This is a genomic window from Streptomyces sp. NPDC026522 (genome assembly GCF_055567555.1).
Genome location: NZ_JBVHQF010000004.1, coordinates 287123 through 301836, shown reverse-complemented (window position 1 = coordinate 301836; position 14714 = coordinate 287123). Strand labels below are relative to the sequence as shown.

The 14714-nt window shown below is 73.9% G+C and carries 11 protein-coding genes; 1 reads left to right on the top strand and 10 read right to left on the bottom strand.

Features of this window, described 5'->3' with window-relative positions; all coding sequences use genetic code 11:
- Positions 1-27 precede the first annotated feature (27 nt).
- The 9 genes from ACZ4M3_RS12790 to ACZ4M3_RS12750 all read right to left on the bottom strand — a co-directional run bounded on the left by ACZ4M3_RS12790 (position 28) and on the right by ACZ4M3_RS12750 (position 10716).
- Entirely contained in the window at positions 28-963 is a 936-nt protein-coding gene (locus ACZ4M3_RS12790; RefSeq protein WP_467732238.1) for a glutamate ABC transporter substrate-binding protein, read from the bottom strand.
- 137 nt (positions 964-1100) lie between these two features.
- Positions 1101-2510 carry a hypothetical protein gene (locus tag ACZ4M3_RS12785; RefSeq protein ID WP_467731800.1) on the bottom strand — a complete coding sequence of 470 codons (1410 nt, stop codon included), beginning with the start codon at positions 2508-2510 and terminating at the stop codon, positions 1101-1103.
- A gap of 242 nt (positions 2511-2752) precedes the next feature.
- Complete coding sequence (locus tag ACZ4M3_RS12780; protein ID WP_467731798.1) at positions 2753-3811, bottom strand: N-acetylglucosamine kinase; 1059 nt, start codon at positions 3809-3811, stop codon at positions 2753-2755.
- On the bottom strand, positions 3802-5073 hold the full coding sequence (locus ACZ4M3_RS12775) for a 6-phospho-beta-glucosidase (protein WP_467731796.1): 1272 nt from the start codon (positions 5071-5073) through the stop codon (positions 3802-3804). Before ACZ4M3_RS12775 ends, ACZ4M3_RS12780 begins: the two co-directional genes overlap by 10 nt.
- Before the next feature lie 5 nt (positions 5074-5078).
- A complete protein-coding gene (locus ACZ4M3_RS12770) occupies positions 5079-5984 on the bottom strand; it encodes a carbohydrate ABC transporter permease (protein ID WP_467731794.1) in 906 nt (301 codons plus the stop codon).
- Between the two features lies 1 nt (position 5985).
- Complete coding sequence (locus ACZ4M3_RS12765; RefSeq protein WP_467731792.1) at positions 5986-6930, bottom strand: carbohydrate ABC transporter permease; 945 nt, start codon at positions 6928-6930, stop codon at positions 5986-5988.
- Between the two features lie 4 nt (positions 6931-6934).
- Positions 6935-8269 (bottom strand): ABC transporter substrate-binding protein, encoded by a 1335-nt coding sequence (locus ACZ4M3_RS12760; RefSeq protein WP_467731790.1) that lies wholly within the window; start codon positions 8267-8269, stop codon positions 6935-6937.
- A 66-nt stretch (positions 8270-8335) separates the two neighbouring features.
- Positions 8336-9553 (bottom strand): ROK family transcriptional regulator, encoded by a 1218-nt coding sequence (locus tag ACZ4M3_RS12755; protein WP_467731788.1) that lies wholly within the window; start codon positions 9551-9553, stop codon positions 8336-8338.
- Positions 9554-9675: 122 nt separating this feature from the next.
- A complete protein-coding gene (locus ACZ4M3_RS12750; protein ID WP_467731786.1) occupies positions 9676-10716 on the bottom strand; it encodes a mechanosensitive ion channel family protein in 1041 nt (346 codons plus the stop codon).
- 288 nt (positions 10717-11004) lie between these two features.
- On the opposite strand from ACZ4M3_RS12750, the gene ACZ4M3_RS12745 reads away from it, so the two are divergent.
- Positions 11005-11541: an HNH endonuclease gene (locus ACZ4M3_RS12745; RefSeq protein WP_136216423.1), complete on the top strand. Its 537-nt coding sequence runs from the start codon at positions 11005-11007 to the stop codon at positions 11539-11541.
- A 12-nt stretch (positions 11542-11553) separates the two neighbouring features.
- On the opposite strand, the gene ACZ4M3_RS12740 is transcribed toward ACZ4M3_RS12745, so the two are convergent.
- Complete coding sequence (locus ACZ4M3_RS12740; protein WP_467731784.1) at positions 11554-14532, bottom strand: beta-N-acetylglucosaminidase domain-containing protein; 2979 nt, start codon at positions 14530-14532, stop codon at positions 11554-11556.
- Between the last annotated feature and the right edge of the window lie 182 nt (positions 14533-14714).

Here is a 14714-nt window from a genome sequence, read left to right as displayed (position 1 = left end):
GATCCCGATCCCGATCCCGCCACGGTCTCAGCCGTCCCGGTACTTGGGCTCGGGCGGCGCGGTCACGTTCGGCAGCACGGCCGCCAGGTGGGTGCGGTAGGCCTGCATCCAGGGACTGTCGTTGCCGCCCGCGCGATAGTTCTCCAGCACCTTGTTGACCCGGCGCACCAGGTCGCCCGCGTCCTTGTTCATCGCGACCCCGTAGAACTCCCGGGTGAACGGCGAGCCGACCAGTTGTACGGACGGGTCCTGGGCGGCCTGGCCCGCCGCGAGGGCGTTGTCGGTGATGATGCCGTCCACCTCGCCCAGCTGGAGCCGGACCAGGCAGTCCAGCTGGTTCGCCACGGAGACCGGGACCGCGCCGTACGACTGGGACTTGAGGGCCGCCTCCGCGGTGGAACCGGCGGCCGTGCAGATCTTGCGGCCGTTCAGCGAGGCGTCGTACCCGGTGATCGGGGAGCCCTTGGGGGCCAGCACCTGCTGCCCGGCCTCGAAGTACGCGGTCGAGAAGGCGACGTCCTCCAGCCGCTTGCAGTTGATCGTCATGGTCCGCACCACGATGTCGACGCGGTTCTCCTTGAGCGCGGGGATGCGCTGGCTGGTCGGGATGGCCCGGTAGATGACGGCGTTCTCGTCGCCGAGGATGTCCTTGGCGATGGCCTTGACCAGCGCGATGTCGAAGCCGTCGAGGTGGCCGTCCGGCTTGCGGTAGCCCCACTTGAAGCTGTTCTGGTCCACACCGGCGACGAGTTTGCCCGCCTTGCGGATCCGCTCGATCGCCGGGCCGTCCACCCCGGAGGGGCGCAGGCTGGCCTCCGGGTCCTGGCAGGTGTCGACGGGGGCGGCCGGAGCCAGCGCCATCGTGGCCGGCGGGCGGACCGCGCCGGGCCGGACGCCCTCCGGCGCGGCCTGGGCCAGCGGGAGCAGCACGGCCGCCGCGGTGAGCGCGCAGGCGGCCGCCATCGCGGCGACACCGCCCCAGCCGCGCAGCCGCCCCGCGGACCGCCGGGCCGGGGGGAGCCCGGCCCGCCCGGCCCCGGCGGCCGGGCTCCCGTCGCAGCCGTACCCCTGGTCCCGTCCCGCGCGTATCCGCATCGATCTCACCTGTACTCCGAAAGCCTGCGACCGATGCCGAGCAGTGCCGCCGCCGCGCCGACCACCGCCAGGGCCGCCGAGCCGGTCACCAGACCGCCCAGCGCCCCGAGTCCGCCCCGGGCCGCCTGGGTGAACTGCTGCTGTTCGTGGGCCACGGCCTGCTCCAGGGAGGTGTCCACCGTGTCGAACGAGGCCCCGCTGCTGTCCTTGTGGTCCTTGTCGCCGATGACCTGGGGCAGCGCCAGCTCGTAGTCGCCGCGCAGGTCGGTCTCCCGGGCCGCCGCGTGCCGCTGCTTCCACTGCGCCACGCCGTCGATGGCCTGCTGGACGGGCCGGCGGCCACTGCCGTCATCGGCCAGCCGCAGCGCCGTCGCCAGCCCCGCGTCCAGCTCCTTCATGTTCTTCGTGAACTCCACGTCGTACTTGTCGGAGGTCTTGTCCTCGGCCAGTACGGCGCCGCGCGCGATCAGCGTCAGGTTCTCGCCGGCCCGCGCCTGGAGTGAGGCGATCCGGGCGTCGTTCAGCACTTTCAGCGACTCCTGCCCGCCCGACCGGGCCTCGCTCAGATCCGACCGCACCAGCGTCTGCCCGACCGTCAGCCACAGCAGCACCACCACCGCGGCGGCCGTCGCCGCGACGAGACCGTGGTTGAAGACGCGGTTCGTCCGAAGGTAGTTGCGCCGCTGCGCCCACACCAGGGCGCCGAGGGCGAGCAGGCCGGTGACCGTCGCGGCCGGAGGCCAGGAACGGGCGTCGTCGTAGTCCGCGTAGAGCCGGCCGGTCTCCGCCTCGTAGAGCCGCTGGGCGGCCGGCAGCAGCACCGTGCTCATCTGCTCGTTGGCGTAGCGCAGGTACGCCCCGCCGAGCGGCAGGCCCTGCCGGTTGGTGGCTCGCGCCTGTTCGATCAGGCCCGTGTAGCGCGGCAGCTGCTCCCCGAGGAGGGCTATCTCCTTGCGGGAGTCGCCGCCGGCGTCGGTGTTGGCGGCCGCGTTCACCAGCAGCCGGGAGGCGTTCGCGATGTCCTTCTCGTACCGCTCGCGGACCTCGCGCGGCTCCTGCGCGCCCGCGAGGAAACCGCTGGAGGAGGCCGTGTCGGCGTCCGCGAGGGAGCGGTAGATGCTGGCCGCGTCGGCGCTCAGCGGCTGGCTGTGGTCCACCACGTCCGCGGCGGCGGTCACCCGGTCGGAGACCTCCCACACCGCCGCGGTGCCGAACAGCAGTACCAGGGCGGCGAGGACGGCCCCGATGATGCGCAGCCGGCCCGGTTCGGTCATCGCCGCCGCGCGCAGCCGGGCGACGCCCTCGGCCCAGGCGGTGCCCGGTTCGGGCGCCGCGGGCTCCCGCGCGGGCGGTCCGGCGGGCGGCGTCGAGGAGACACCGCCGCCGGGCGCGGGCGCGCGTGCTGTGATGGCCACCGTGACCTCCCCCTCGGTCGTGACTTTCCCCCGGCTGCCGGGCCGGGACGTCCCCCGGCTGTCACCGGGGGAGTACTCGTCGCAGCAGTATGGCCGCATCGGAGGTCAACCACAGCACCCGGTACCGGATCTTGGACGATCCTTCCCCCGGTCCGGCGCCGCGGCCGCTTCCGTCTCCCCTTCACCGTCAATACGTCCGCACGCCCGCCACGGTTCCAGACCGGCCGCGCCCGCGGGCAGGTTCACCCGAAATGGGCACGGAGTTTGCCGTACGCCTCGGGCGGCGCTCCCGCCGCGTCCAGCCCCAGCAGCCCCGCGCCCAGCACCGGCGGGGCCACCACCACCGACACCCGGGCCAGCGGTGCCACTTCCGCCAGCCCCGCCCCGATCGCCCCGGTCAGCTGCGCGTGCCCGGCGGCGAGCACCCCGCCGCCCAGCAGTACGGGCACCTCTTCGGCCAGCAGTCCGAGCCGCCGCAGCGCCACCGACGCCATGGCCACCACCTCGCGGGCCTGCCGCTCCACCACCGCCGCCGCCACCGGATCCCCGGCCGCGGCCACCGCGAACAGCACCGGCACCAGCTCGTGCGTGCGCTCGTACGCCACTGCGCCCAGGTGCAGGGCCTCGATCAGCTCGCCCATCGTGGCGAACCCGAAGTGTCCCGGCACCGCCGACGCCAGCTCCGTCGGGCCGCCGCGCCCGTCCTCGGCCCGGGCCGCCCACCACAGGGCCTCCGCGGCCAGCCCCGAACCGCCGCCCCAGTCGCCGGAGATCTTCCCGAGGGCCGGGAACCGTGCGGTCCGGCCGTCGGGCGCCACTCCGACGCAGTTGATCCCGGCCCCGCACACCACGGCGACCCCGTAGGGGGCTCCGGGCCCGGTCAGCCCGGCCCGCAGCACGGCGAAGGTGTCGTTGCGCACCTCGGTCGCCCCGCCCCAGCCGCGGGCGCCGATCGAGTCCGCGAGCCGCCGTTCCTCCACCGGCAGGTCCGCGTTGGCCAGGCAGGCCGACACCTGCCGCGCGTACGGGCGGCCGGGTCGCAACGGGGGCAGCCCGGCGGCCTCGGCCGCCTCCGCGACGGCCTCACCGAGCACGTCCACGGCCGCCTCGACCCCGGTCCGGGGCGGCTGGAAGCCGCCGGAGCGGCCGGTTCCGAGCACCGTGCCGTCGGCGCCGATCAGCGCCGCGTCCGTCTTGCTGTTCCCGGCGTCGACGGCGAGCACGGCCGCCGGCAGCGGGGCGGTGGGGTGCGCGGCGCTGGGGTGCGGGGCGGCGCGGGCCGCGGCCGGGTTCACGCCCATGCCAGGTGCTCCTTGTTGTGCGCGAGCAGCCGGTCCGTCAGCCCTTCGGCGAGGTCGAACTGCCCGACCAGCGGGTGCGCCAGCAGCGCCCGGAACACCCGCTCGCGCCCGCCGCGCAGCGCCGCGTCCAGCGCGAGTTCCTCGTACGCGGTGACGTGCGAGACCAGCCCGGCGTACAGCGGATCCAGCCGGGGCACCGCCAGCGGTACCGGGCCGGCGCCGTCGACGCGCGCCTGCACCTCGATGACGGCGTCGTCCGGGAGGAACGGCAGGGTACCGGCGTTGCGGGTGTTGACGACCTGGACCGGGGAGGCGCCCGAGCCGTCGCCCAGCAGGGCCGCCGCCAGGTCCACGGCCGCCTCCGAGTAGAACGCCCCGCCCCGCTTGGCCAGCAGGGCGGGCTTCTCGTCCAGCGCCGGGTCCGCGTACAGGGCGAGCAGCTCCCGCTCCATGGCCGCGACTTCGGCCGCCCGCGAGGGCTTCGAGCCGAGCTCCCGGACCACCTCGTCGTGCGCGTAGAAGTAGCGCAGGTAGTACGACGGCACCACGCCGAGCCGGTCCAGCACCACCCGCGGCAGCCGCAGATCGGCGGCGACGGCCCCGCCGTGCTCGGCGAGCAGCCCGGGCAGCAGGTCCTCGCCGCCCGGGCCGCCCCGGCGCACGCCCAGCTCCCACGTCAGGTGGTTCAGGCCGACGTGGTCGAGGTGGATCTCGGACGGGGCCAGTTCGAGCAGCGCGGCGAACTTCCGCTGGAGGCCGATGGCGACGTTGCACAGCCCGACCGCCCGGTGGCCGGCCGCCAGCAGGGCCCGGGTGACGATGCCGACCGGGTTGGTGAAGTCGATGATCCAGGCGTCGGGGCTCGCCCGCCGGACCCGTTCGGCGATGTCGAGGACCACCGGGACGGTGCGCAGGGCCTTGGCGAGCCCGCCCGCGCCGGTGGTCTCCTGGCCGACGCAGCCGCACTCCAGCGGCCACGTCTCGTCCTGGAGCCGGGCCGCCTGCCCGCCGATCCGCAGCTGGAGGAGGACCGCGTCGGCGCCCGCGACGCCCGCGTCCAGGTCGGCGGTGGTGGTGATGGTGCCCGGGTGGTCCTGCTTGGCGAAGATCCGCCGGGCCAGGGCGCCGACCAGCTCCAGCCGCTCGGCGGCCGGGTCGATCAGCACCAGTTCGCTGACGGGCAGGGTGTCGCGCAGCCGCGCGAACCCGTCGATCAGCTCGGGGGTGTAGGTGGAACCGCCGCCCACCACTGCGAGTTTCATCGTCGCTAGCCTTTCACTCCGGTCAGGGTGACTCCCTCGACGAACGCCTTCTGGGCGAAGAAGAAGAGGACGATCACCGGCGCCATGACCAGCACGGTCGCCGCCATGGTCAGGTTCCAGTTGGTGTGGTGCGCCCCCTTGAAGGACTCCAGGCCGTAACTGAGGGTCCAGGCGGCGGGATTGTCGGAGGCGTAGATCTGCGGGCCGAAGTAGTCGTTCCAGGCGTAGAAGAACTGGAACAGCGCGACGGCGGCGATCCCCGGCCTGGCCATCGGCAGGACCACCCGCAGCAGCGTGCGCACTTCGCCGCAGCCGTCGACGCGGGCCGCGTCCAGGTACTCGTCGGGGATCGTCAGCAGGAACTGGCGGAGCAGGAAGATGGAGAACGCGTCGCCGAACGCCATGGGCACGACCAGCGGCCACAGCGTGCCCGACAGGTCCAGCTGCTTGGCCCAGAACAGGTACATCGGGATGACCACCACCTGCGGCGGCAGCATCATCATCGCGATCACCAGCAGCAGCGACAGCCGCCGCCCGCGGAAGCGGAACTTGGCGAGCGCGTACGCCACGGGCACCGAGGAGACCACGGTCAGCAGTGTGCCGACTCCCGCGTACAGCAGCGTGTTGCGCCACCAGGTCAGGAAGCCGGGGGTGTGCCACACCTTGGCGTAGTTGTCCCAGTGCCAGGTGTGCGGCCACAGGTCGCGGGTCAGCGCCTGCTGGTCACCCATCAGGGAGGTCAGGAAGAGGAAGACGAAGGGCAGGACGAAGAACAGGGCGGCGGCCACTCCCAGGCTGTGCACGGCCAGCCAGTGCAGCAGCGCCCTGCGGTCGCGCCGGGGCGGGGGCGCCGCCGGTGCCGCGGTGCTCCGCGCGGCGGGCGCGCCGGTCGCCGTCGTGGTCACGGTCATGTCAGTCACCTGATCCGATCAGTCCGCCGCGGCGGCGCATCAGCAGCGCGGTGAAGGCCATGGAGAGGGCGAAGAGGACGAGGGCGACCGCACACGCCGTGCCGTAGTCGAAGCGCTGGAAGCCCAGGTTGTAGACGACCTGCGGCAGGGTCAGCGTGGACTTGTCCGGGTAGCCGGGCTCGAACTGCTGGCCCGAGCCGCCGATCACCCCGGCCGCCACCTTCCCCGCGACCAGCGGCTGCGTGTAGTACTGCATGGCCTGGATGACCCCGGTGACCACGGCGAACAGGATGATCGGGGAGATGTTCGGGAGGGTGATGTGCCGCAGCCGCGCCCACGCCCCGGCCCCGTCCAGCTCGGCGGCCTCGTACTGCTCCTTCGGTACGTCGAGCAGCGCGGCCATGAAGATGACCATCAGGTCGCCCACCCCCCACACCGCGAGCACGGTCAGCGCCGGTTTGGACCAGTCGGCGTCGGTGAACCAGCCGGGCGAGTGCAGCCCGATGCCCTCCAGCAGCACCCCGGCCGGCCCGGTACCGGGGTTGAGCAGGAAGACGAACGCCAGCGTCGCGGCCACCGGCGGGGCCAGGTAGGGCAGGTAGAACAGGGTCCGGAAGAGCCCGGGCGCCGTCTTGATCTTCGTGATGAGCAGTCCGGTGCCGAGGCCGAAGACGACCCGGCAGCCGACCATCACCACGACCAGCCACAGGGTGTTGCGCATTGCGGGCCAGAACAGCGGATAGTCGGTGAAGAGGTACGTCCAGTTGCGCAGGCCGTTGAAGACGGGCGGGCGGAAGCCGTCGTACTTGGTGAAGGAGAAGTACGCGGTGGACAGCAGCGGGTAGGCGAAGAACAGCGCGAACCCGATCAGCCAGGGCGCCATGAAGGCGGCGGTGCGCAGCGCCGAACGGCGCCGCTTCGCCTGCGCGGTGCGCGGGGCGGCCATCGGCCTACTCGGCCTTCGCGATGTCGGTGTCGATCTGCTGGTCGGTGCGGGCGAGCCCGGCCGGGACGTCGGCCACGTCGCCCTTCTCGACCCCGTACGCGAAGTCCTCGAAGGTCAGCTGGTAGGTGCCGCCGTCCGCCTGGGCCGGAGTGGTGGCGGACTTCGGGTGCCGGGCGATGTCTATGAACGTCTTGAACTCCGGGGTGACCTGGAGCTGCGGCGATGCCAGCGCTTCCAGGGTGGAGGGCACGTTGTGGATGGCGTTGGCGAAGGCCACCACCGCGTCGGTGTCGGTGGTCATGTACTTCACCAGCTCCCAGGAGGCGTTCTGCTTGCGGCTCGCCGAGGAGATGCCCATGACCGTGCCGGAGACGTAGCCCTTGCCGTAGTCGGCCACCTGCTCGTCCGGCACGGGCAGCGGCGCGGTGCCTATGTCGAAGGCGACGCCGGCCTCCTTCGCCATCGCGGGCCGCCATTCGCCGTCGATCTGCATGGCGACCTTGCCGGTGTGGAAGGGGTGTTCGGCGCTCCACTCGTCCCCGAAGGTGGCGCGGTACTTCTCCAGCTTCTCGTAGCCGCCGAGCTTGCCGACGAGGTCCCGCTGGGCGCTGAGCATCTTCGCGAAGGCCGGGTCCTTCGCCAGGTTCGACTTGCCCCGGGCGTCGAAGTAGGTCCCGCCCCACTGGACGGCCAGCCGGGTCGGCTTGGTCTCGTAGCCGTGGAAGGTGGGCATCACGCCGAGCTGGTCGTAGGTGTCGCCGCGGGCCACCGTGAGCTTCTGGGCGTCCTCGGTGAACTGGCTCCACGTCTTGGGCGGTTCGGTGATCCCGGCCGCCGCGAAGGCGTTCTTGTTGTAGACGAGGCCGTACGCGTCGCTCAGCAGCGGCAGGGTGCACTGGTTGCCGTTGAACTGGGTGTACTCCAGCAGCGTCTCGGGGAACACCTTCGCCTTGTCGACGCCGGACTTGTGGAGGAAGGGGTTCAGGTCCGCGAAGGCGCCGGAGTTGCAGAACTTGCCGACGCTGTCGGTGGTGAAGGAGGAGACCACGTCGGGCGCCTTGGTCCCGCCCGCGCGCAGCGCCTGGTTGATCTTGTCGTCGGTCATGTTGGCGGTGACCTGGACCTTGATGTTCGGGTGGGCCTTCTCGAACCGGGCGATGTTCTCCTCGATCGCCTTCACCTCTCCGGGCGCGGACCAGCCGTGCCAGAAGTTGAGCGTGACCTGCGCCTTCGGGTCGTCGTCGGCGGAGCTGCCGCTCTGGCTGGTACAGGCGGTGGCGAGGGCGGACAGCGCCGCGAGGAGGGCGAGGGCGGTGGTCGGGCGTCCGGTTCTGGGCATGGCGGGGCTCGCTCTCTGGGTGAGGAACTTCCGTGGGGGTGCCGTGGACGGGGTGGGGGAAAAGGGTCAGCGTCGGCGGGAGGTGTCGAACACCTCGTCGCGGGTGGTGATCAGGGCGCTCTCCAGTGCGCCGCGCAGCACGGGCCGCTCGCGCACCTGGCCGGGGACCAGGCGGGGCCGGGAGGGAGCCAGTTCGGCGAGTTCCGCCTCCAGCAGCGCGCGCAGCGGTTCGCCGCCCGCGCCGATCGCGGAGCCCGCCAGCACCACGATCTCCGGGTCGAGTACGGCGACCAGGGAGGCCAGGCCGGTCGCGAGGACGGTGGCGTACGACTGGAGGAAGCGCAGCTGCGCGCCCTCGGGCCGGGCGGCGGCCCGCTCCAGCAGGGCGACCCCGGCGGCGACCTGCGGGCCGTCCGGGTCCTCGGTCCCCGCCGGGGTGTCGATCCCCAGCTCCCGGGCGAGGCGGGGCAGCACCTGTACGCCCGCCAGCTCCTGGTAGCCGCCGGTGTTGGCGCGGGTGACCTGTCGGACCAGGGGGTGGCCGGGTACGGGCAGGAAGCCGACCTCGCCGGCGCCGCCGGTCCAGCCGCGGTGCAGCCGGCCGCCGAGCACGAGCGCGGCGCCCAGCCCCTCCTCGTTCCACAGCAGGACGAAGTCCTCGTGGCCGCGGGCCGCGCCGAGCCGCTGCTCGGCGATCGCGGCGAGGTTCACGTCGTTCTCGTACTCGACCGGCATCGGCAGGGCCGCCGCCAGTTCGTCGAGGAGGGTCGGGGAGTGCCAGCCGGGCAGGTGGCTGGCGTAGCGCAGCTGGCCGGTCTGCGGGTCGAAGGCGCCCGGCGTCGCGATGACCAGCCGGTGCAGATCGGTGCGCCGGAGCCCGGCGGCCTCGACGGCCGCACCCAGCGCCTCGGTGACCTGCTGGACGGCGTCGCTGCCTTCGGCGTAAGGGAGTTCGAAGCTGCCGACCACCTCGCCCGCCAGGTCGGAGACGGCCGCGGCGACCCGTTCGGGGGTGACGTCGAGCCCGCCCACGTACGCCGCGCGGGCGTTCAGCGCGTAGAGCTGGGCGTTGGGGCCGGGCCGGCCGCCGTCGGTGCCGGTGGCCACGACCAGCCCGGCGGCCTCCAGCCGGGCCAGCAGCTGCGAGGCGGTGGGCTTGGACAGTCCGGTCAGGTGCCCGATCCGGGTCCGGGACAGCGGTCCGTGCGTCAGCAGGAGCTCCAGCGCGGCGCGGTCGTTCATGGCGCGCAGCAGGCTGGGAGTGCCGGGGGTGGTGGCGGGCATGGGGCTGTTTTCTCCCTCACCGGAGTGAACTGTTAGGTAAGTTTCCTATTGGGGTCCGAGCCGTGTCAATGCCGCTGCCCCGCAGGTTGTGACCTGCGGGGCAGCGGGAGAGAACGACGGGCCTACTTGGTGATGCGGGGGTTTCCCGGTGCCTGCTGCGGCGGTATCGGGCTGGTGGCCAGGGACTGCACGGAGGCCGGGTTGGCGAGCGCCGAGGGCGGTGCGACGGCGGCCGCCGGGTCGGGGGCCTCCTCCTCGCCGTCGGCGGCCGGCAGACCGCCGATGATGCCGATGCCCGCGGCGTCGAAGGCCTCCTTGATCCGCCAGCGCAGCTCCCGCTCCACGGCGAGCTGCCGGCCCGGCATCGTCTTCGCCGACACCTTCACCGTCATCGAGGCCAGCAGCACCTCGTCCAGACCGAGCACCTCCACCGGGCCCCACAGCCGCTCGTCCCACGGCGACTCCTTCGCCATCCGGTCGGCGACCTCCTGGACCACCTCGCGCAGCCGGGCGAGGCTCTCCGACGGCTTGACCTGGATGGCCACGCCCGCCGTGGCCCAGCCCTGGCTGAGGTTGCCGATGCGCTTGATCTCACCGTTGCGCACGTACCAGATCTCGCCGTTGTCCCCGCGCAGCTTCGTCACGCGCAGCCCGACCTCGACGACCTCGCCCGAGGCCACCCCGGCGTCGATCTTGTCGCCGACGCCGTACTGGTCCTCAAGGATCATGAACACACCGGACAGGAAGTCCGTCACCAGGTTCCGGGCACCGAAACCGATTGCCACACCGGCCACACCCGCACTCGCCAGCAGGGGCGCGAGGTCTATCTGGAGCTGGGCGAGCACCATCAGCACGGCCGTGCCGAGGATCAGGAACGAGGCCACCGAGCGCAGCACCGAACCGATCGCCTCCGAGCGCTGGCGCCGCCGCTCCGCGTTGACGAGCAGCCCGCCCAGCGCCGTTCCCTCGACGGCCTCGGCGCCCCGGTTCATCCGGCTGATCAGCTTGGTCAGCGACTTGCGGATGACCGAGCGCATGGCGAAGGCGATGACCAGGATCAGCAGGATCCGCAGGCCCATGGCCAGCCAATCGGCCCAATTCTTCTGGATGAAGTCCGCGGCGTTCGTCACGCTCTCGGTCGCGTCGTCAGTGGTCGCTGCCATCGGTAGCAAAGTGGCGGGCGAGGGCACGGCGGGGAACCTCCAGGCATAGCGGTCCGCCCGCGGGGGAAAAGCGGACGGCCCAACCACACTAACGGTGCGGCCGCCCCGACCACGTTGCCGTGTCCGGGGGAGAGACCCGGCTCACGCGCGGACGGCGGCGGGTGTGGTGGAAAACACTTCCGACCCGTTACGAGCGCGTGGTGGCGCTTCGACCAGCCGTAAGGGGAGACTGGAGAGCAGATCGTCCCGGCGCGAGCCACGCGCCGCCGGCGTACAAGGAGGCAGTCCGTGCCGCACGTCCTGGTCCTCAACGCGTCGTACGAGCCCCTCGGCGTCGTACCGCTCCGCCGCGCGCTCGTCCTCGTCCTGGAGAACAAAGCGGTCTCCCTGGAGGAATCCGGCGCCTTTCTGCACAGCGCGACGAGAGCCGTCCCCGCGCCCAGCGTGGTCAGGCTCAAGCGCTTCGTGCGGGTCCCCTACCGGGGGCCCGTTCCACTCACCCGGCGCGCGCTGTTCGCCCGTGACGGCGGCCGCTGCATGTACTGCGGGGCCGTCGCGACGAGCGTCGACCACGTCGTCCCGCGCAGCCGGGGCGGCCAGCACGCCTGGGACAACGTGGTCGCCGCGTGCCGCCGCTGCAACCACGTCAAGGCCGACCGGCACCTGCTGGAACTCGGCTGGCGACTGCGCCACCAGCCCGCCCCGCCGTCGGGCCTGGCCTGGCGCATCATCGGGACGGGCCACCGCGACCCCCGCTGGATGCCGTACCTGGAGCCGTACGGGGCGGAGGCGGCGCTGGACCGGATCGGGGTGGCGGCGTCATAGGGGCCGGGAGAACTACGGCGTGACGGCATTGGCCGACGCCGACCAGAGGCTGCAGCCGAACCGGGTCGCGCGGGTCTCGCAGGTGACGCGGAGGAAACGCGTGTCCGGCGCGTCCAGCCGGACCGCGTCCACGCCGCCCCGCGAGGTCACGGACGCCGCCCGGCGCCACGACACGCCGTCCGCGGAGGTCTCCACCCGGTACGCCGAGGGGTAGGCGTCCTGCCAGTGCAGGGTCAACAGGCCCACCCGCGCCGGGGCCGCCAGTTCGGCCTGCCACCACGCGCCGTCCACCGCCGGGGACGACCACCGCGTGGTGTCCGAGCCGTCGACCGCCGCCGAGGCGGGGAACGCCGGGGTCTCGTTCCCCGAGGAGGTGGCCCGCGCGCCCCGCAGCAGGTCCGGGCCGCCGGTGCGCGGCACCGCCCGCACGGTGAGCACCCGTGTCTGCCCGGCGAAGGTGACCGGGACCGGGTACTCCCCGGCCGGGGTCCCCGCCGGGACGGTGACCTCGACCGGGACGGCGACCCGCGTGCCCCGGGGCGCCTTCGCCTCGGCCGGCAGCCGCACCCGCACCCCCGGTGGGGGCGCCGCCGACAGCGGCCCGCGCACCTCCCGGGGGCGCTGCGCGGACAGCTCCGCCGACACCTGCCGCGGGGCGCCGCCGATCTCCACGTCCGTGCGCGCCCCGTCGGGCAGTTCGAAGCGGGCCTCCGGCTCGTCCGCGAACCACGGCACGACCTGCCGCACCGCCGGGGCGGCGCCCTGCCAGGACAGCCGGACCGCGTCGGCCCGTACGCCGCTCGTGTCGGCCTGGGTCCAGCCGGAGGCGGCGGCGTCGGCGAGCTTGCGCCAGCCCTCGCCCGGAACGTGCGCCTCGACCGCGCCCCGTACCCCTTCGGGCAGCGGATCCGTCATCACCGTGACCGCTGCCACGGGCCGGGGCGCCGCCAGCCGGACGGTCCAGGAACCGGGTTCCCGCTCCACGGTCCCGGCCGGCCGGGACGCGCCCGTCCAACTGTCGGACTCCGCCGCCGCCCTCGTCAGGAACGGCTCCAGCACGGCCGTGTCCACCCGGGCCCCGGCGGCCCCCGCGAGCTCCTGCCGGACCTCGGTCAGCGCCCGCGAGGCCTGCCAGGCGGCCGCGCCGTCGCCCCGGGCCTGGGCGGTGAGCACGTCCACCGCGAGTTCCCCGGCGGCCCCGTACCGCGAGAGCCGCTCCAGCCAGGGGCCGGCCTCCGCCGACAGTCCCGGCAGCCGCCCCGGCGCCTCCCGCAGTTCCGAGAACGCCGAGCGCAGCCGCGCTCCGGCCGCCGGGTCCCCGCCGGCGCGGGCCCGCCAGAACTCCTCGACCAGCGGTTTCAGGTACGAGGACTCCTCCACCCTGAGCCCCGACGACGCGGTGTTCCCCGCGAGGGCGCCCAGCGCCGCCCGGGCCCGCGGGTCGGGCCCCGCCAGCTCGCGCACCGCCGCCGCCCAGGACGCGCCCTCCCGGTAACCCCGCGGGTTCCACGCGTAGTCCGCGGCCGTGAACACCGGGATCCGGGACAGGGCGGCCTCGGGCATCGCGTTCAGCAGCAGTCCCGCCGAGCCGCCCGCCACCGCCGGGTCGCGACCCGCGTAGGGGCCGAGGAAGATCCGGCCCGGATCCCAGTCGTTCACCGGGTAGTTGTCCATCGTGACCAGCGGGTGCCCCAGGGCCGAGCGGGCCCCGGCCAGTTCCCCGCCGGTGATGGTGCGCGGCACCACGCCGACGCCCGTCCACGCGACCTCGACCCGCCCGTCCAGCGCCCCGGCCAACGCGGTCCGGTAGGCGGTGGCGCCCTGCTGGTGGTACTCGGTCGGCAGCAGCGACAGCGCCGGCGCACCCGGGTAGCGGGCCGCGAGGTGGGCGGCCAGGTCGTCCGCGACCTCCGCGTGGGCCTTCGCGGCCGCCTCCGGGCCCTTCCCGTACCGGTCGCGGTCGGCGTCGCAGCCCCACTCGGTGTAGCTGACGTCCGGGAACTGGAGCTGGAAAGCCCTGAACCCCAGGTCCCACATCGCGTCGACCTTGCGGGCGAGCGCAGCCCGGTCGGCCGCCGACGACAGGCACATCGCCTGCCCGGGCGCCACCGCCCAGCCCAGCACCACCTTGTCGGCGCGGGCCCGCTCGGCCAGCGTCCGGAACTCCGCGCGCTGCCCGGCCGGATAGTCCTGGCGCCAGGCCGTGGTGCGGTACGGGTCGTCGCCCGGCGCCAGCAGCAGCCGGTTCTGCTTGGTGCGGGCCATGAAGTCCAGCTGCGCCAGGCGCTGTTCCAGCGTCCAGGGCGCCCCGTAGAAGCCCTCGGTGATCCCGCGCACCGGCGCGGACGGCCAGTCCCGCACCAGCACCCCGGGCACCTTCGCAATGCCCGGCGCCAGCAGCCGGCGCAGGGTCTGCGCCGCGTGGAACAGCCCGTCGTCGCCCACGCCGGCCAGCGCGACGGTGTCCCGGCCGCCGGTCCGGCCCACCGCGAGCCGGTAGCCCCCGGCCGGCAGGTCACCGGCGTCGGCCGCGCCCAGCGCCCGCAGCGCGGCCAGCGCGTCGGGACCCTGGAGCCGGACGACCGGGCCGCCCGCGGGCAGTTCCGCGCCCGGCGCGCGCTCGTGCAGGGTGGTGACGCCCGCCTCGCGCAGCCCGGCCCGTACCACCGCGACGGCGTACGGGTCCGCGTCCGCCGGCGCGACCAGTACGGCCTGCGCCCCCAGCGGCACCTCGCGCGCCGTATCTGCGGTCATCGCCTGCGGCCGCGGCCACACGGGCGGCCCCTCGGCGGCGGCTCGGGGAGCGTCGGAGCGGGGATCCAGGACCGGTCCGGCAACGGACTGCCGCGGGCGCGCCGGCGGGCCGGCCGCGGCGGGCTGCGCGGGCCCGCCGGAGGACCCCGGCGGGCCGGTGACGACGGAGCCGCCGAGCAGCGACCCGAGCACGGCCACCGCCGCCGCCGTGGTCAGCCTTCTGCTCCTGAGCTGCACGGAGCCTCCCCGTCCCGAGTCGTCCCCCGCCCGTACGAATCCGCCGAGCCCACCACCCGGGCGGCAGAGGTGTCAACGTGCGCGGGTGATCTTGGACGGATACGCCAGGAATGCCGGGCGTTCGACGGGGTAGTGCTGCGGTGTTCGCCGGGCGTGCTACATCGGTCCCACGAACCCGCGCG

What these genes read in the sequence shown, in the direction of transcription:
- ACZ4M3_RS12790 (WP_467732238.1), bottom strand. Translation starts at nt 963, where the DNA reads ATGGCGGCCGCCTGCGCGCTCACCGCGGCGGCCGTGCTGCTCCCGCTG.
- ACZ4M3_RS12780 (WP_467731798.1), bottom strand. Translation starts at nt 3,811, where the DNA reads ATGGGCGTGAACCCGGCCGCGGCCCGCGCCGCCCCGCACCCCAGCGCC.
- ACZ4M3_RS12775 (WP_467731796.1), bottom strand. Translation starts at nt 5,073, where the DNA reads ATGAAACTCGCAGTGGTGGGCGGCGGTTCCACCTACACCCCCGAGCTG.
- ACZ4M3_RS12770 (WP_467731794.1), bottom strand. Translation starts at nt 5,984, where the DNA reads ATGACCGTGACCACGACGGCGACCGGCGCGCCCGCCGCGCGGAGCACC.
- ACZ4M3_RS12765 (WP_467731792.1), bottom strand. Translation starts at nt 6,930, where the DNA reads ATGGCCGCCCCGCGCACCGCGCAGGCGAAGCGGCGCCGTTCGGCGCTG.
- ACZ4M3_RS12760 (WP_467731790.1), bottom strand. Translation starts at nt 8,269, where the DNA reads ATGCCCAGAACCGGACGCCCGACCACCGCCCTCGCCCTCCTCGCGGCG.
- ACZ4M3_RS12755 (WP_467731788.1), bottom strand. Translation starts at nt 9,553, where the DNA reads ATGCCCGCCACCACCCCCGGCACTCCCAGCCTGCTGCGCGCCATGAAC.
- ACZ4M3_RS12750 (WP_467731786.1), bottom strand. Translation starts at nt 10,716, where the DNA reads ATGGCAGCGACCACTGACGACGCGACCGAGAGCGTGACGAACGCCGCG.